At 61.3% G+C, this 15628-nt stretch carries 18 protein-coding genes; 7 read left to right on the forward strand and 11 right to left on the reverse strand.

Going from position 1 to position 15628, the window contains the following annotated elements:
• Nucleotides 1-186 precede the first annotated feature (186 nt).
• Nucleotides 187-957, reverse strand: a complete 771-nt coding sequence (locus C0Z18_RS21505; protein WP_146014066.1) for a hypothetical protein — start codon at nucleotides 955-957, stop codon at nucleotides 187-189.
• A 335-nt stretch (nucleotides 958-1292) separates the two neighbouring features.
• Between C0Z18_RS21505 and C0Z18_RS21510 the strand changes: the two genes are divergently transcribed.
• Complete coding sequence (locus tag C0Z18_RS21510; protein ID WP_102647462.1) at nucleotides 1293-1631, forward strand: cupin domain-containing protein; 339 nt, start codon at nucleotides 1293-1295, stop codon at nucleotides 1629-1631.
• A gap of 12 nt (nucleotides 1632-1643) precedes the next feature.
• Here the strand turns inward: C0Z18_RS21510 and C0Z18_RS21515 are convergent, their stop codons facing one another.
• Nucleotides 1644-2075, reverse strand: coding sequence for a winged helix-turn-helix transcriptional regulator (locus C0Z18_RS21515; protein WP_102647463.1), 432 nt, complete (start codon nucleotides 2073-2075; stop codon nucleotides 1644-1646).
• Between the two features lie 169 nt (nucleotides 2076-2244).
• Between C0Z18_RS21515 and C0Z18_RS21520 the strand changes: the two genes are divergently transcribed.
• Nucleotides 2245-3117 (forward strand): NmrA family NAD(P)-binding protein, encoded by an 873-nt coding sequence (locus C0Z18_RS21520; RefSeq protein WP_102647464.1) that lies wholly within the window; start codon nucleotides 2245-2247, stop codon nucleotides 3115-3117.
• A 173-nt stretch (nucleotides 3118-3290) separates the two neighbouring features.
• On the opposite strand, the gene C0Z18_RS21525 is transcribed toward C0Z18_RS21520, so the two are convergent.
• Complete coding sequence (locus C0Z18_RS21525) at nucleotides 3291-4142, reverse strand: LysR family transcriptional regulator (RefSeq protein WP_102647465.1); 852 nt, start codon at nucleotides 4140-4142, stop codon at nucleotides 3291-3293.
• A 139-nt stretch (nucleotides 4143-4281) separates the two neighbouring features.
• Here C0Z18_RS21525 and C0Z18_RS21530 point away from each other — a divergent pair, with 139 nt between their 5' ends.
• Nucleotides 4282-5304 (forward strand): alpha/beta hydrolase, encoded by a 1023-nt coding sequence (locus C0Z18_RS21530; RefSeq protein ID WP_199189514.1) that lies wholly within the window; start codon nucleotides 4282-4284, stop codon nucleotides 5302-5304.
• 26 nt (nucleotides 5305-5330) lie between these two features.
• Nucleotides 5331-6176: an NAD(P)-dependent oxidoreductase gene (locus C0Z18_RS21535; RefSeq protein ID WP_102647467.1), complete on the forward strand. Its 846-nt coding sequence runs from the start codon at nucleotides 5331-5333 to the stop codon at nucleotides 6174-6176.
• A gap of 18 nt (nucleotides 6177-6194) precedes the next feature.
• Here C0Z18_RS21535 and C0Z18_RS21540 read toward each other — a convergent pair whose 3' ends face one another.
• The 3 genes from C0Z18_RS21540 to C0Z18_RS21550 are packed head-to-tail and all read right to left on the reverse strand — an operon-like array spanning nucleotide 6195 to nucleotide 8014.
• On the reverse strand, nucleotides 6195-6989 hold the full coding sequence (locus C0Z18_RS21540) for an SDR family NAD(P)-dependent oxidoreductase (RefSeq protein WP_102647468.1): 795 nt from the start codon (nucleotides 6987-6989) through the stop codon (nucleotides 6195-6197).
• A 5-nt stretch (nucleotides 6990-6994) separates the two neighbouring features.
• Complete coding sequence (locus tag C0Z18_RS21545) at nucleotides 6995-7492, reverse strand: SRPBCC domain-containing protein (RefSeq protein ID WP_102647469.1); 498 nt, start codon at nucleotides 7490-7492, stop codon at nucleotides 6995-6997.
• A gap of 18 nt (nucleotides 7493-7510) precedes the next feature.
• Entirely contained in the window at nucleotides 7511-8014 is a 504-nt protein-coding gene (locus C0Z18_RS21550; RefSeq protein WP_102647470.1) for an SRPBCC domain-containing protein, read from the reverse strand.
• Between the two features lie 133 nt (nucleotides 8015-8147).
• Here C0Z18_RS21550 and C0Z18_RS21555 point away from each other — a divergent pair, with 133 nt between their 5' ends.
• Nucleotides 8148-9029 carry a LysR family transcriptional regulator gene (locus tag C0Z18_RS21555; protein WP_102647471.1) on the forward strand — a complete coding sequence of 294 codons (882 nt, stop codon included), beginning with the start codon at nucleotides 8148-8150 and terminating at the stop codon, nucleotides 9027-9029.
• Nucleotides 9030-9144: 115 nt separating this feature from the next.
• On the opposite strand, the gene C0Z18_RS21560 is transcribed toward C0Z18_RS21555, so the two are convergent.
• A complete protein-coding gene (locus C0Z18_RS21560; protein WP_102647472.1) occupies nucleotides 9145-9723 on the reverse strand; it encodes a TetR/AcrR family transcriptional regulator in 579 nt (192 codons plus the stop codon).
• A gap of 181 nt (nucleotides 9724-9904) precedes the next feature.
• Between C0Z18_RS21560 and C0Z18_RS21565 the strand changes: the two genes are divergently transcribed.
• Nucleotides 9905-11344 (forward strand): alpha/beta fold hydrolase, encoded by a 1440-nt coding sequence (locus C0Z18_RS21565; RefSeq protein ID WP_102647473.1) that lies wholly within the window; start codon nucleotides 9905-9907, stop codon nucleotides 11342-11344.
• 13 nt (nucleotides 11345-11357) lie between these two features.
• On the opposite strand, the gene C0Z18_RS21570 is transcribed toward C0Z18_RS21565, so the two are convergent.
• The 4 genes from C0Z18_RS21570 to C0Z18_RS21585 form a co-directional block, all read right to left on the reverse strand.
• Nucleotides 11358-12659, reverse strand: a complete 1302-nt coding sequence (locus C0Z18_RS21570) for a type II toxin-antitoxin system HipA family toxin (RefSeq protein WP_102647474.1) — start codon at nucleotides 12657-12659, stop codon at nucleotides 11358-11360.
• Nucleotides 12656-12946, reverse strand: coding sequence for a helix-turn-helix domain-containing protein (locus tag C0Z18_RS21575; RefSeq protein ID WP_102647475.1), 291 nt, complete (start codon nucleotides 12944-12946; stop codon nucleotides 12656-12658). Before C0Z18_RS21575 ends, C0Z18_RS21570 begins: the two co-directional genes overlap by 4 nt.
• Before the next feature lie 149 nt (nucleotides 12947-13095).
• Nucleotides 13096-13692, reverse strand: coding sequence for an NADPH-dependent F420 reductase (locus C0Z18_RS21580; protein WP_102647476.1), 597 nt, complete (start codon nucleotides 13690-13692; stop codon nucleotides 13096-13098).
• Nucleotides 13693-13714: 22 nt separating this feature from the next.
• On the reverse strand, nucleotides 13715-14449 hold the full coding sequence (locus C0Z18_RS21585; protein ID WP_102647477.1) for an SDR family NAD(P)-dependent oxidoreductase: 735 nt from the start codon (nucleotides 14447-14449) through the stop codon (nucleotides 13715-13717).
• Between the two features lie 106 nt (nucleotides 14450-14555).
• Here C0Z18_RS21585 and C0Z18_RS21590 point away from each other — a divergent pair, with 106 nt between their 5' ends.
• A complete protein-coding gene (locus C0Z18_RS21590) occupies nucleotides 14556-15497 on the forward strand; it encodes a LysR family transcriptional regulator (RefSeq protein ID WP_102647478.1) in 942 nt (313 codons plus the stop codon).
• The last annotated feature ends 131 nt before the right edge of the window (nucleotides 15498-15628 follow it).

Genomic DNA, 15628 nt, shown 5'->3' on the forward strand with positions numbered 1-15628 from the left:
AGCGCGGCAGCATGCGTCTGACCGGCGCGTTATGCGGGCGCTTTGCGTTGCGTCGAGGGAGTGGATGTGCAGACGGGCACGCGCGGCGCCGGGAAAAGCAGAGGGGCGAATTGCGAGTTTGAACGACGGCGGCAGGCCGCGCCGGTTCCGGCCGCGGGCTGCCGTTTGTTTCCTGCGCCTACGGCGTTACGTCCAAGAGGTCAAATCCTGCAACCATCCTTTGTCCGAGGGATGGGAAGGCGCGGTGGCTGGCGCGGCGGCCGGGGCCGACTCCGGCATCGGCGAGACGTAGGTCGTGTCGGTGCCTGCCTCCGGCATGAATTGGGCGGTCAATTGCTTGGGATCCGCAGTCGAACCGTCCTGCTCTATCCCACCTGCCTTGATGAAAAGCATATCGATCGTGTGGTCGGGATTCGAACTCGGCTTGGCAGGCATCGTCAGCATTGCCGTCAGCGAGTGGCCCGATGGGCTCGTGATATCGGGGGCGATATCGACGGAGATCGGCAGCGTGTTCGCGGTGCCGTCTTGCAGCGTGACGAAATGATTGTGAATTTCGTCGAAGTCATCGAGGGGTATGTGAGCGCGGTCTTCGGACGTGACGCTGCCGTCGTTGATGAGATTGCCTGCGGAATCGTAATGGAAGCTCGATGTTTCCGGCTTGCCTGTCGCGAGATCGACTTCGGGCTTGCCGGTGCTCGGATCGTACTTGGTCACGTAGACCGCGTTCGTCTTGTCATCGACGCACACCTGTCCGACGACCTGATTTTGGTTGTTGGTGATCGTCGCCGTCGCCTTCTCGCCATCGCCATCCTCGTCCCAAACCAGCTTTGCATTGCCCGTGTTCATGTCGCCGCTGATTCCGGACGGGCCTGGGGCCGGCGGTAGAGGTCTGTCCCAGTAGGTATTGAGATCGGTAGGGAGCGCACGTACCGCGCCGATCGGATCCAGGTATGCCACGTCGATTCCTCAAAATTGCGAATGGATTGAGCGGAGACGGCTCTCGGATTCGGCCCAATACCGGCACTAACAGGTGGCCCCGAATGCGATGAACCGATCGATTCGCGTTAAGTATTGGCAATGGCGTACAGGTCTGCAGACCTGATTTCCGTAGTCGGTTTGCGATATTTCCCACGGCGAGGGATGCGGACTGCGGATATGCAGGAGTTCCTGTGCATAAGCGAACCCAACAAGCGGCCACGGCGACGATCTCTCCGGCGCTATGATGTGGACACCTTGCATCGAGCTTACTCGCCGCAAACGCGTAACACGCCCACGTCAAAACAGGATCGACTATGACGACCATCCCGAGCGACGTACTGCATCTTTCCGAGGCCGATACATCCGCTTTGCTGTCCGAGCTTCCCGTGCCGTTTGCCACCGTGTTTGCGCGAGGGGACGTTTCCGTCGAGTTGTTCGCGCCACGCGGTGTCGATACGCAAACGCCGCATACGCGCGACGAGGTGTACATCGTCTCGTCCGGCTCGGGGGTATTTCGGAGAGAGAACCAAACGTGCGAATTCAAAGCCGGCGACTTTCTTTTCGTACCGGCTCATACGGATCATCGCTTCGAAAGCTTCAGCGAAGACTTCCGGACGTGGGTGATTTTCTTTGACCCGGACGGTGGGGGTTAGCGTTCATGGCAGTCATTCTCGACTGGTGAGCGGACCATCACCGGATGCGCCGTCAAAGCGGACGCGCGCGGCGTGGATGTCGGGATAACGACGATCGGCCCAATCGATGAGGGCCGCCATCGGTTCCAACAAGGATTGGCCTAGCGGAGCCAAGCGATACTCGACGCTTGGCGGGCTGGTGGGAAAAACATGTCGGGTAATGAGTCCGTCGCGCTCCAGATCGCGAAGTGTCTGGGTAAGCATGCGCTTGGAAATGTCCGGGATGGCTCGATGAAGCTCACTGAAGCGCTGCGATCGCGTCGCGAGCTCCATGATCATGAGCATGCTCCATTTGTCGCCTATGCGGTCGAGCACGTCGCGAATCGCGCAGTGTGCTGGCTCGGCGTCATCCAATTGACGTTGATATCCCTTGAATCGCTCGATCGCATTCTGGGCGGTACTCATTCAGGTTCCCTTTCGGTCTTCTGGTAACAAAAAACTGCCTCCTTCCGGCGCGAGGCATAGGTCTCTATGATAGACCTGCCCTCAAGCAAAGACCGAACCTCAACGCGCTCGGCTGTCGCCCCCCGCTTCCGCCCGCGTTCAAAGGCACGACTCATTTCAGGAGAAATACATGTTTTTGGTAATGGGAATCACTGGACGCGTAGGCGGCGCAACGGCCCGGCATCTGTTAGCGCAAGACAAGAAAGTACGTGCGCTGGTCCGCAATCGCGAGAAGGCGACGCAATGGGCGGCTCGAGGTGTGGAGCTGATCGACGGCGACTGGAACGATGTGACCGCGGTCGAGCAGGCGCTCGAAGGGGTCGAAGGCGCATTCGTCATGCTGCCTTCTGTTTGGGCTCCCTCGCCTGATTTTAGAGAAGCGAAGAGCGTGATCGAGAACTATGTCGAGGCCCTGACCAGGGCAGCTCCGCCGCGGGTGGCCGTGCTGTCGTCGATGGGGGCGAACCGAACCGAAGGGTTGGGAATGATCACGGCCCTGTCGCTCCTAGAGCAAGGACTGCAGCGCCTGCCGTTGCCGATCGCCTATGTGCGAGCCGGCGGGTTTTTCGAAAACTTCCTTTACGGCTTGCACGTTGCCCAGGGTGGCACGCTACCGGTGTATTACAACCCGACGGATCGGAAGTCGACCATGGTCGCGACCGACGATATCGGCGCCGAGGTGGCGACGCTGCTGACCGGTCCGGCGTGGTCCGGGCATCGCGTCGTCGAGCTCGGCTCGATGGTGAGCGCCGATGAAGTCGCGGCCCAGCTAGGCGAAGTCTTGCAGCGCGACGTCAACGCCTTCGCCATGCCGCGGGATGGGTGGTCTGCCGCGTTCGAACAGTTCGGCATACCGAAGGGCCAGACAGGACCGGCCGAAGCGATGTTCGATGCCGTCAATGCGGGCTGGATGGACGTCGGTGTCGCGGGTACGGAGCACGTCGCGGGCACGACGTCCGCTCGCGATGTCTTTGCTGCGGCCCACAAAGCCACTACGGGTTGAACAGCCGAGATCGGCCGGCTCGTCGATCAAACGGCCACACTGGTCTTCGGCAGCCCCGTCATCGGAGAAGACGGACACGGAGTGCCGCCCCTTGTCGTGGCGGCACTATCGATTCTTGCCGGTTGGATTGCTCTTACGCATAAAACGCCTGATTTAGGTGCATCACGGGGCCGTTAATCGGCCACATGCTTCATCACGAGATCAACGAAGGCGCGCAGACGTTGTAGCCGCCTGAGATCGCGGTGGTAGCCCATCCAGATATCGCGGTGCGGTGGGTCTTCGCTCAACGCGAGTCGCCGAATGGCAGGATTTTGATCGCCGACAGGTCGTGGCAGCACGGCAATGCCGAGCCCCGAGCCGCACATCTGCGCATGGACATTACGGTTGTTCGACCGCAACCCGACCCCTGCGTTTGGAAAGCGATTTTTTAGCCAGTCGATATCCGGAAAGGCACCGGTCGACGTATCCATCGCGATCAAGCGGCTCCCTGCGCCGTCGCCTTCGATTGGATCGACGCTCGAATTTGCTATGTAAACGCCGTAGCGCATCCGGGTCAACCGTCTTTGTACGATGTCATGACCTTCGAATGGGACGATACGGAAAGCGACGTCCGCTTCACGCTGCGCCAGGTTGAACAAGCGCGTTCCTGTCAGGACTTCGATCTCGACATGCGGATACTTGCGCGAGTATTCGGCAATAACCGGCGGCAGCACATGCGCACCGAACCAATCGGCCGATGACACCCTGAGCGTTCCTTCCAGCGCTTGCTGCTCGCCAGCCAGCCGCCGCTCCATGGCGACCGCACCGTCCTCCATTTGCTCGGCGAGCGGCAAGATCGCGGTGCCTTCCCCGGTCAAGACGAAACCTTCCGCCGTTCGCTGAAAAAGCACTTGCCCCGTCGCCTCTTCGAGCGCGCGAAGCCGTCGGCCAATGGTCGGATGGCTCAAGCGTAACGCACGCGCAGCGGCGCCCAATGTTCCCGTGCGCGCTATTGCCAGGAAGATCTTGACGTCGCTCCACTCCATAAATTCAGACCCACAAAAATGAACGCACAGTGTTCATTGTATTCAATTGCCGAACATAAATGAATTTGCGAGACTGCGGGCCATTGCAGCAGGTAACACGGCGCGCCTCACACCTTACTTCCGACACTGGAGAATGAACTTGGCCTTTTGGAAAAATGCTGTCCCGCGCACCGTGCGACGCGGGCATATGTGGATTGCGGGCGATCGAGTCGAACGAAATGGCGCGACCTACCAAAGCGGCCCGCTCTTCGTCGAATGGGAAGCGCCGGAGCAAGTCACTCGCCCATGGCCGATCGTGCTTTTACACGGAGGCGGCTATCAGGGAACCGAGTGGTTCGACACACCGGATGGCCGGCCGGGCTGGGCGCAGCGCCTCGTGGAAGCGGGCTATGCGGTTCTCGTTGCCGACCGTCCAGGACAAGGAAGATCGCCCTTCCACGTCGAGACGATGGGGCCGATGGGGCCGGCGTTCTCGTATGAACACGGCCGCCATATCTACTTCCCGAGCGAATACGAAGATCGGCACACGCAATGGCCCTTCGCACGGAACGACGAAGCCGCCATGGACGAGTTCATCGCCGGCTATGGTCCGCTGCCCGCAGACCTCGCCTTTTCGCAAGACATCGAGGCGGATCGGATTGCGAAGCTATTGGATAGAGTAGGTCCGGCAATTCTCTTGACGCACTCGGCGTCGGGGCCCGTCGGCTGGGTCGTAGCCGATCGTCGGCCTGGGCTCGTCAAGGCGATCGTCGCAGTCGAACCGATGGGTCCTCCGTTTGCGAACATCCCCAATATCGGCTCGCTCGCCTGGGGCCTCGCGGCCGTGCCGATGAACTGGGAACCGCCGGTCTCAACGCCTGAAGAACTGCGCTCGGCGAAGCCCGGCCAATACCGGTTACCGGCTCTCGCCGGCTTACCGATCGTCGCGGTTACCGCGGAAGCGTCGGCCTTCGCCGCAGCAAGCCGCCCCGCGATCGAGCAACTCAAAGCGGCGGGCGGCAACGCGGAAGTGTTGCATCTTCCCGACCATGGTGTGTTCGGAAATGGTCACGGGCTCATCTACGAGAAGAACTCCGATGATGCGCTAGCGCCGGTGTTGAACTGGCTCATCGAACACACAGAGGACACGGAGGAATTGGGCCCGGTGCAAGGACAATCGTGAACACGCTCCTTTGCGAGGAGAGTCGAATGGAAATCGGAATCATTGGTTTAGGTTCAATGGGCCGCGAAATGGCCCGCAATCTGGTGGCTGCCGGGCATACCGTTACAGGGTGGAATCGTTCAGGCGGACATATCGATGGCGTGCGCATGGTTGAGGCGCCCGTTCTAGCGTTACAGGCGGACATGGCATTGACGATGCTGTCCGACGACGGCGCAATCCGCAGCGTCCTGATGGACACGAATCTTCTGCCGCGAGCGCGGCCCGGCCTCGTGCATGTCGTGGCATCGACCATCTCCGTAGCGTTTGCGCGAGAGCTGGTCGAGCTTCATCGCGCGGCGGGCGTCGCTTATGTGGCTGCGCCGGTGCTGGGGCGTCCCGATGTCGCTGCCAAAGGCGAACTCAACGTCCTTGCCGCCGGCGCGCCTGCCGCGCTCGAACGGGTCAAGCCTGCGCTGGACGTTATTAGCAAACGCGTTTGGGACATGGGAGAGGAGCCGCCCACGGCCTATGCCGCGAAAATTGCCTGCAACATGATGATCACGATGGCGATCGAAGCGATGGCGGAAGCGGTCGTCCTCACCGAGACGAACGGGCTTTCGCGAGAGCGATTCTTCGAGTTGATCCTGGGAACGCTGTTCGGCAGCCGACCCTATCAAACCTATTCCCGCAACATCATCGACAACGAGTATCAGCCCGGCTTCAAGGCCTCGCTTGGGTTGAAGGATCTTCGTCTCGCGTCCGAAGCGGCCGAACAGGTTGGCCGAACACTGCCGATGCTCGCCGTGGTACATGGCCGGATGAATGAAACTGTCGACGCGGGCATGGGCGATCGCGACTGGTCGGCCATGGCAGCGTTGACGGTGGATCCGTGAAGCGCACCGGCAGTGTTCTCAAGCAATCGAACGCACCACTCCCCCATCGACGCGCAGCGCTGCGCCCGTCGTGGCGGACGCCTGCTCCGAGCATGCATACACGACCATGTTCGCAACTTCGTTCGTCGTGGCGAAGCGGTTGATCAGCGACGTTGGCCGTGCGTTCTTCAGGAACTGTTGTTCAGCCTGTTCTTGCGTGATGCCTTGCTCTTGCGCTGTCGCTTTCATCCAGTTCGAAAGGATTTCGGAATTGGTCGGGCCGGGCAGCACGGCATTGACGGTCACGCCCGTGCCGGCAACGCGCTCGGCTAGCCCTCGCGACACCGCGAGCATCGCGGTCTTCGTCACGCCGTAGTCGATCATTTCTTTAGGGATGTTCAGCCCCGACTCGCTGCTGATAAACACCACGCGCCCCCATCCCTGCTCGATCATCTTGGGCACGTAATAGCGGGCGGTACGAACGCCGCTCATCACGTTGAGTTGGAAGAGGTCTAGCCATTCGCTATCGTCCTGCGCGAAAAAGTCGTTCAGCCGCGCCGTCCCCGCATTGTTGACGAGGATATCGGCCACCGGCGCTTGTGCGAACAAGGTCGCGCAGCCTTCCGATGTTGCAACATCCGCGGCGACGCCGGTCAGTTCCGCGTTCGGCAGGATCGTGCGCATTTCATGCAGCGCGGCATCGACCCTCTCTTGGGTTCGGCCGTTGACTACGACCGCGGCGCCTGCGCGCGCCAGCCCTTCGGCGATCGCACGGCCAATGCCGGCTGTGGAGCCCGTTACGATGGCCTTGCGGCCATTGAGTTCGATCTTCATAAAGTTTATCTCCGTGCTACTTCCGCTTCGGCGGCTCGTGCGAGGCATTCGACCCATTCCTGGTGGTAGCGATAGAGCGCACCGGGATGCTTGCTGCCAATCAGATCCACGAAGAACGGGCCTTGCTGCGTCTCTTCGGTCAGCAGATGACAACCATCTTGAGTTGGCGTGATCACCCAACCGTGATATGCGCTCGAACCGGTTTCGTCGCCATCGACCGTTGTCGCCCACGCCAGCCGGCGATTCGGCACGCATTCCGTGACGACGAGCGACATCGGATAGCCGACCGTCACACGGCTGTAGCGCGTGCCGAGCGCGAGTTCCGACTCGCCGGACGCGATTCGGACCTGATCCTCGGCCGGGAAGTAGCGCGACCAGCGCTGCGCATCGACGAGCAGTTTCCAGACCACTTCCGGCGGCGCTTTCACGTCGATATCGTTGAGCGCGTAAATCGCCGATGTACGCGGGTCATAGCGTTCCGGCCAAATGACTTTGTCGATCATGTATCGAATCTCCGTTTTTCAGTGGGGTTCGACATGGGAACGTTCGCGTGCCATGGCGACTTCGGCGAGATTCTTAAGCAGCTTTTCGTGGGTGAGCCAGAACACGTCGGGTGCCTGCTTCGCGAGCTCCAGCCAGTGCGGTCCCTGCATCGTCTCCTCGGTCCATAGATGGCACCCGCTCGCCGTGGGCGTGATGATCCAGGCGTGATAGGCCATGGATGTTCGAGAGACCTTCGGATATCCTCCCCACGCGATGCGGCTCATCGGCTCGAACTCCTGCACGGACGCGAAGACATCCTGGCCGGCGAGGTTCGTCTCGAACCTCGTACCAAGGCCGAAACGCTCCCCGCCGTCGAGCGGCTGCACATGCTGTACACCGGGATAGAAGGCCGGCCAGGACTGGAAGTCGGTTAGCAAAGACCAGATCGTTTCGACGGAAGCCGAGACATCGAGCTCGTTGGTGAAATGGATCGGAGAACGACTCGGTTTCATCGCCTCGGGCCACTTGATTGTTTCGTGCATGGGTTTCTCCGGCACAGGGTTAGCATGCGGAGAATGGTAATTTCGGCGAGATCAAATGATAATTGCGTCGACTTTCATAAAACCTATTCCACGCTGGAATGAGTTCCGGCGTGCATGCAGCCGGAGTCGCGCGATGGATCGGTTTCACGAATTGAACGCCTTTATCGCCGTCGTCGAGGCGGGCGGCTTTTCCGCGGCCGCGCGTAGGATCGGCGAGTCGCAGTCTGCGGTCAGTAAGGCCGTCAATGCTCTGGAAAAACGGCTCGGTGTGGCGCTGCTCCATCGCAGTACGCGCAAGGTGACGCTGACCGGTCAGGGGCAGCTTTACTACGAGCGCACGCGGCCATTGGTGGACGAGATTCAGGTGGCCGATAGCGAGCTCACCAGCGCCACGCTCGACGTTTCGGGTCTCATTCGGATTGCGGCACCCTCGACGTTCGGTCGGCTACACGTGCTGCCGCTCATTCCCGGCTTGCTGGCGCAATATCCCGGCTTGCGAATCGATATGGTCCTATCCGACGCCGTGCGCGATATGGTGGAAGACAGAATCGATCTTGCGATTCGAGTGAGCCCCATCGAAGAGCCCGATTCGGTCGTGCGTCGTGTGGCCGCGACCTCGCTCGTGTGCGCAGGATCGCGCCGTTACTTCGAGCAGTACGGTGTACCCCGCACTCCGGCCGAGCTCGCGGATCACAACTGCCTCGTCTATGGCGAGATGACGGAGTGGCCGTTCGTCGGGCCGGAGGGCCCGTTCAACGTGCGAGTACGCGGGAATCTGTCGTCCAATAGCGTCGAAACGATTCTTGCGGGCGTACAGGCCGGCGTCGGCATCGGCATGTTTCACCGGGCTTCCCTGGTGGGCGAACTCCGGCACCCGGACATCGTCACGGTGCTCGACGATTTTATGCAACAGCCTAGGGAGGTCAGCCTCGTCTGGCCTAAGCGACGCTTCGTGGCGACCCGAGTGCGCAGTGCGACCGATTTTCTGGCCGATGCGCTCGCGCGGCGCATTTAGGACCATCCCACCGTCGAAAGGCAGTCGGCGCGCGGGCATGGCAGGCCGGAAGACATGGAACTGAACGGCCTAAAATCCAGAGGGACCGGACGCCCGTATAGGCGTCCGTTCCGCTCTATTCGGAAATACGATCGCTGCTGTCCTTTGCGAGTTCGGTCAATGCGGCCATCGCTCGTTTGTACGGTCCGATATCCCCGTTTGCAGCCTGCAGAATGAGTGCCCCTTGCAGGCGCGCAACCCAGTCTTCCGCGAAATGCCGAGCCCGTACGGGCGACATTCCACTTTCGCGCGCCAATGCTTCGATAGCGTCGATCCAGTGCGAAAACGCCTGGAGCAGACCCTGCTTCGCCACCTTGCCGATGTCGGACATCGCGAGTTGACCGAGCACGCAGGGCGTGCGTCCACCCAGATAAAGCTGGTCCATCGTGGCCACGATTTTGCGGATACGGGTTTTCAACGTGCCGGCGGACCGTGCCGCGCTCAGGATTTCACTGTCGATCATCGCCGTTGCCCGGTCGATCACCGCCTCGGCCATCTGTTGCTTCCCTTCGGGGAAATGGTGATAGAGGCTCGATTTTCCGAGGCCGGTCGCGCTCGATAGATCGGTAATCGACGCCCCCTCGAAGCCGCGATCCCGGAACACGGTGAACAGCCGGTCGATGATTTCTTCCTTCGATGCCAGAGCGGTGGCCATAGGTCTTTCGCCTTTCCAAAAAACTGATCGTTCGGTACAGATTGAAAGGGTAAGTTGCATTGACCCATAAATCAATCCTTGACACACACAACTTCACGTCTTACTGTACCGATCGTTCGGTTCAATGAATTCATGCAGTCGATTCTGGCCGACGCCTCGTTCCGTGACCCAGGAGATTTCGATGTCCACGCTCGCCACGTATCAAACCGTTTCCGTCGCCGACCGCCGCACAGGCATGGCCGTCAACCTGTTCTACCGCGAAGCCGGACAGAAGGACGCACCCGCCGTGTTGCTGCTGCACGGTTTCCCGACTTCGAGCCATCAGTACCGCGGACTGATCGACCGTCTGGCCGACAAGTACCGCGTGATCGCGCCGGATCTGCCCGGTTTCGGCTTTTCCGAGGCGCCCGACGCGAAGACATTCGGCTATACCTTCGACCACCTTGCCGAGGTAATCGAAAGCTTCACCGATACGATCGGCCTGACGCGCTATGCGCTGTACGTGTTCGATTACGGCGCGCCGGTAGGCTTTCGCCTCGCGGCGTCCCGCCCGGACCGCGTGTCCGCGCTCGTCTCGCAGAACGGGAACGCCTATGAGGAAGGGCTGAGCGAAGGGTGGAACCCGATACGTGCCTATTGGCAGGACCCGTCCGATGCGAACCGAGCGCAGCTACGCAGCCTCCTCGCGGCGGGGACAACACGGTTCCAGTACGAACACGGCGAGGCCGATACGTCGCATATCGCGCCTGAGAGCTACACGCTCGACCAGCATTTTCTCGATCGCGCGGGCAACGACGAAATCCAGCTCGATCTGTTCGGCGACTACAAGACGAACGTCGCGGCCTATCCGCGGTTCCATGAATATTTCCGCGCGCATCGTCCGCCGACCCTCGCCGTGTGGGGCAAGAACGATCCGTTCTTCCTGCCCGCAGGGGCCGAAGCGTTCCGGCGCGACATCCCCGATGCCGAGGTGCGTTTCGTCGATGGGGGGCACTTCCCGCTCGAATCGCATCTGGACGAAGTAGCCGGCATCGTCCGGGCATTCTTCGCGCGGACGCTGGACGTTGCACAAGGGCCGGCGTTGTTCGGCGCATTGAATGACGTGCCGGAGTCGGATGGAACCAAGCCGCTGTTCGATGCCATGCGCGGCCTGTTCGGTTTCGTGCCCAATCTCGGCCATGCGCTTGCGGTCGAGCCGCCGGTGCTCTCCGCATACCTGGTCTGGCTCCATTCGCTCGGCACGACCTCGCTCGATGCGGTGGCCCAGCAAGTTGCGATGGCCGCTGCGAGCCGCGCGAATGCCGCCGACTATGGCGTGGCCGTTCATGCGACGCTCGCCGGCAAGCTCGGCGCATCGGCAGACGTCGTCGATGCGCTGCGCAGCGGTAGCGTGCTCGCCGATCCGAAGCTCGAAGCAGTGCGTCAGTTCGCGATCGCCATTGCATCGAAGCGTACGCAGGTGTCGGATAGCGACGTCAACACGTTGAAGGCGGCGGGGTTCGACCGTCGTGCCGCGGTAGCGATCGCAATGGCGGTGGCGGGCAAGACGCTCGTCAACACGGTCGCTCACCTGTCGCAAGTCGAGATCGACGCGGGCTTCCAGCCGGGCGCCGTTATCTAGCGCTGCGACCGGTTCAGCGTGTCGCCAACGGCAAAGTGTTCAGGCGGTCGAGGATCACTTCCTTCATGCCGCGCGGTGTGGGAAGCTCGTCGAGCAGCTTCGGCCACGTATCGTGCGCAGCGGATACCGCTGCTTTCACCGCGGCCGTAGCGATACGTTGAGCAATGCCTGCGGATTTAGCCAGTTCCGCGAAGGTATCGAGTGTCTGCGCGCGCTGCATCCGATCGATGGCGACGTTCATGCCGTATGTGGAGAACCCCGGCAACGCGGCGACGCAAACAATGTCGTATGCCGGGGTTAGCAACGGATGCACCTTGTCCGCGTAGACGACGGAGAAATTCTTGAGATGCGCATCGCTGTTGCCGATAAGCGTGTTGACCGCTTGCCGCATGAAGAACTCACGGACGTCCCTCACGCCCCGCGGACTCAGTGCGCCCAGCAAACTCAGCAACAAACGAAACTGCTCCTCTTTCGCATACTTGGCCGTCGGCATGCGCCCCAGCATCTGGCAAGCATCTTCCACGTGGATGCGCTCGTTACCCTGCCGGTCGTAGCGCTCGACTGCGAGAAACGACGTTGCCGTGCCTGCCATGGCTTGAAGACCGTCGATTTCGATAACCGAGAGATTCATCGGCTCGCACGACGCGACGTTGATACCGGCCGCTTTGGCAAGCTGCATCGCGACGTACTCGTTGAAGATCTGCGAGTCGTCGTTTTTGGCGGGAAGCTTGGCGATGACATCGGAAAGCTTCCCGTGTCCCGGCATCGTGTACCGCTTGCCCTTGTTCACCGTCGAAAGCGCGAGCTTGTTCTGCACGCCGGAGATGGAGGCTGCGCCCTCGGCGGCCCCTTCCGTTACGCCAATTTCGAGATTGTCGGCACCGCCGGTAGCACCAAACGTTCGCGCGTACTCCGGAATGGCGTGCGCGTCCGCGGGAGGCTGAACGACAACCGCGCCGGGCAGATCTTCACCGGCGGCAGCTAGTACGCCGAAGTCGTCTCGATCTTCCGGATTGTGCCGAGTCGCTTCAAGCCGCTTGCGTAGATCGCTCTCCGGGAGGAGCCCCGCAAAGAATGGCGGAAGCTTACCGCCCGTGTTGTAGAGCGCCGGGTGGAAAGCGTTTGAAAAAATGTCGGCCGCGATCGCCGGGGCGCCCGGGATGGCCATCGACAAGGTGAGCGTCGGCGAGCCATTGGCGGCTTTGAACGACTCCGACGGCACGAAGCGGCAGTTTCCGGCAAGTTCGCAGAGGTAGCCACAGACCTTGCCGTAAAGCAGCACCTCCAGGTAGCGCGGGTGGATTGCATCGGTCATTGGCGCGCCTTGACGAACATCTCCGCCGCGCTCGGTGCCTCGAGATCAGGCCCAGTCCCCTTCCCCGCCAAGACCTGCCGGACAGCTGCGAGGTGCTCGTTCGGCACGAGCACCCATTGCGCGTTCAAACCTGCTGCGAGCGCGTCGAGTGTATTGCTCCGGGCGTCGTGCCTGCCAGCCAACGTCGCGGACACATTGGGGCGAGCGATGCCAATCAGGTCGCCCAATTCGGTGACGGACATCCCGCGACGCGAAAGAAGGGCCCTGACTTGTTGTACGAATGACATTTCATACTTTGCAGCGTGGAGTTATTAAAAATTATACTCCTCCCCCATGATGACGCCCAGCTTTCGTATTCAATATCATACAAATACACACCGTCGTATTATATTTCATACCCACTCACGAAGACGTTCGACGCCGCAGCCGTCGGCTATCAGTCGAAAGTGACCAAGTCCTTGAAAATCAGTTCTCCCCAGTTATTTCCGCGCGCGTGCACGAGCAATCCACCCTCCGCAAGCCCGCCGAGTTCGATTGGCGCGAAACCAAGTTTTTCCGCAAGCTCGCCAATTTCCGCCACGGCGCCGTCGTCGTCGCTTGCGAGGAACACGACTCTCCTGCCACCTTGCACGGCCGGGTCTTGGCCGAGAACGCCCGCAGCGAGATGATTGAATCCTTTCACCAGCCTGGCTCCGGCGAACGCCTCCGCGACGAAAGCCGAGGACGGCAGACCGTCCAGTTCCTCAGGTGTGGCGAACGTGTTCATGACGTCGACGATGGTCTTTCCGTTCCAGCTAGGCAGCGCCTTCGAGACCTCCGGGTACGACTCGAAACGGACCGCCAAAAAGACGATGTCCGCCTTGACCGCTTCCGCCAGGGTTGTGGGAATGATCGTAGGTCCGATCGCTGCGGCATCGAACGCAAAGCTTGCAGGGTCGCGCGTGGTTGCAACGGATACTTCGATGCCCTTGCGGGCGAACGCCTTGGCCAGTGCGTGGCCGATCTTGCCGAAGCCGACGATTGCGTAACTCATAGGTATTTCCTCCGTTTCTCGGTCAGAGTTGTGCCAAGCCACCATCGACGGCGACCTCGCTGGCGGTCATGAAACTGCTGTCCGACGACGCAAGGAAAGCGGCGACCGCGCCGATCTCCGCCGGATCGGCCATACGCTGGAGCGGCGTCATCGCACCGTAGGCCTTCTGCCCCTCTTCGCCCAGCGCCTCCTTCGCGAGTTCGGTCGCTGTCGCCCCGGGCGACAGCACGTTCACCCGGATACCGGTGCCCTTCAGGTCTTGCGCCCAAGTCCGGGCAAGGTTGCGCACCGCTGCCTTGCTCGCGCTGTAGACCGTGAATCCGGGCGCTCCCGTGGTACCGGCGCTCGATCCCGTCAGGATGATCGAACCGCCCGAGCCCATCAGCGGCAACGCCTTCTGGACCGTCAAGATCGTCCCCTTCACATTGGTGTCGAAGGTCTCGTCGATGTGCTCGCCGGTGATCTGGCCGAGTGCTAGCGGGCTGCCAGTGCCCGCATTGGCGAAGACGATGTCGAGGGTCTCGCGCTCGGCCTTCACCGCCGCGTAAAGCCGATCGAGGTCGGCCGGATCGGAGACCGAGCCCCTCACTGCCCGCGCATGGGGCCCGAGGTCGGCTAAGGCGGCGTCGAGTGCTTCCTGCCGGCGGCCGAAGATGAAGACGAAAGCCCCCTCCTCGATAAAGCGCTTTGCCGCCGCGCGGCCGATGCCCGTGGCGCCGCCGGTGATCACCGCGGTCTTTCCATTGAGTCTATTCATGTCATGCATCCTTCGAAACGAAAGCGAGAAGCCCGATTGTGGGACTCTTGATTCATGAAGCCAATTGACTGAATATCGATAAATACCATCTACTTTCTAGATAGCTATGTTGGACAACGTCACCATCAATCAACTTCGCGCGTTCGTTGCCGTATGCGACCAGGGCAGCTTTTCCGGAGCCGCACGGCAATTGAGGCGCGCACAATCGGCGATCAGTCATGCGATCAGCGCGCTCGAGAGTGCCTTCGATGTGGTGCTGTTCGAGCGCAATACGCGCAAAGCGACGCTGACGGCCGCTGGCCGCGGTCTCCTACCTGATGCTCGCGGGGTGATCTCGCGCACCGAGGAAATGAAGATGCGTGCGATTGCGATCGCCCAGGCCGGGGTCCCACAGGTCTCGGTTGCAGTGGATACCTACTTCCCGCGCGCGCACCTCATCGATTGCCTGCGCACCGTGCAGGCGGACTTTCCAACGGTCGCGATCAATCTGCGCATGACGACCATGCAGGGCGGCGAGCGGTTGGTTCTCGAAGGCACCTGCGCATTGGCGGTAACGATCACGGACGTACCCGAGCTGAGCCCCGGCACCATAGAAAGGGAGCATCTGTGCGACGCGCAGATGGTGACCGTCTGTGGGCCGGCGCACCCGCTGGCCGCCATGACGGGGCCGATCGCGCGGGAGGAATTCGGGCGCCACATCCAGCTTGTCGTGACCGACAACCAGCCCGATGCGGAAAAGACGCAACAAGGGGTGGCCAGTGAACGCCAGTGGTGGGTGAACGACCTGGGTGCGAAGCACGATCTGCTCAGGGGAAGTTTGTGCTGGGGGCACATGCCGCGTCATATGGTTGCGCAAGATCTGGCGGACGGAACACTCGTCGAACTCCAACGGCGTGCCTGGCACATGCGCCCCCTCACGTTCATGATTTCGCAGCGGCGCGGGTACTCGCTTGCCGCGTGCGAGGCGCGGCTCGTCGAGCTTCTTGGCCATCGTCATCTCCTCGCGAAGAGTGGGAAGACCAAGGCCAGGGTGGCGCGCGGTCGCTGATGGCTTGCTCCGCGACCTGCCGGTCGGTTCACACCGTGATGCGGGTCCTATTACATGCGATGTAATTGGCGCAATGAACGGCCGCTTTTACGCTTCGGACATTGCGCGCCCATTCCGGCCGCGCTCACCGC

Source organism: Trinickia dabaoshanensis, from assembly GCF_002879885.1.
GTDB lineage: Bacteria > Pseudomonadota > Gammaproteobacteria > Burkholderiales > Burkholderiaceae > Trinickia > Trinickia dabaoshanensis.

Bases quoted from the DNA above. Each gene is read 5' to 3' on its own strand.
- C0Z18_RS21585 (WP_102647477.1), bottom strand. From the start codon at position 14,449: ATGAATAGACTCAATGGAAAGACCGCGGTGATCACCGGCGGCGCCACG.
- C0Z18_RS21565 (WP_102647473.1), top strand. From the start codon at position 9,905: ATGTCCACGCTCGCCACGTATCAAACCGTTTCCGTCGCCGACCGCCGC.
- C0Z18_RS21560 (WP_102647472.1), bottom strand. From the start codon at position 9,723: ATGGCCACCGCTCTGGCATCGAAGGAAGAAATCATCGACCGGCTGTTC.
- C0Z18_RS21555 (WP_102647471.1), top strand. From the start codon at position 8,148: ATGGATCGGTTTCACGAATTGAACGCCTTTATCGCCGTCGTCGAGGCG.
- C0Z18_RS21550 (WP_102647470.1), bottom strand. From the start codon at position 8,014: ATGCACGAAACAATCAAGTGGCCCGAGGCGATGAAACCGAGTCGTTCT.
- C0Z18_RS21510 (WP_102647462.1), top strand. From the start codon at position 1,293: ATGACGACCATCCCGAGCGACGTACTGCATCTTTCCGAGGCCGATACA.
- C0Z18_RS21540 (WP_102647468.1), bottom strand. From the start codon at position 6,989: ATGAAGATCGAACTCAATGGCCGCAAGGCCATCGTAACGGGCTCCACA.
- C0Z18_RS21535 (WP_102647467.1), top strand. From the start codon at position 5,331: ATGGAAATCGGAATCATTGGTTTAGGTTCAATGGGCCGCGAAATGGCC.
- C0Z18_RS21575 (WP_102647475.1), bottom strand. From the start codon at position 12,946: ATGTCATTCGTACAACAAGTCAGGGCCCTTCTTTCGCGTCGCGGGATG.
- C0Z18_RS21580 (WP_102647476.1), bottom strand. From the start codon at position 13,692: ATGAGTTACGCAATCGTCGGCTTCGGCAAGATCGGCCACGCACTGGCC.
- C0Z18_RS21525 (WP_102647465.1), bottom strand. From the start codon at position 4,142: ATGGAGTGGAGCGACGTCAAGATCTTCCTGGCAATAGCGCGCACGGGA.
- C0Z18_RS21520 (WP_102647464.1), top strand. From the start codon at position 2,245: ATGTTTTTGGTAATGGGAATCACTGGACGCGTAGGCGGCGCAACGGCC.
- C0Z18_RS21590 (WP_102647478.1), top strand. From the start codon at position 14,556: ATGTTGGACAACGTCACCATCAATCAACTTCGCGCGTTCGTTGCCGTA.
- C0Z18_RS21515 (WP_102647463.1), bottom strand. From the start codon at position 2,075: ATGAGTACCGCCCAGAATGCGATCGAGCGATTCAAGGGATATCAACGT.
- C0Z18_RS21570 (WP_102647474.1), bottom strand. From the start codon at position 12,659: ATGACCGATGCAATCCACCCGCGCTACCTGGAGGTGCTGCTTTACGGC.
- C0Z18_RS21545 (WP_102647469.1), bottom strand. From the start codon at position 7,492: ATGATCGACAAAGTCATTTGGCCGGAACGCTATGACCCGCGTACATCG.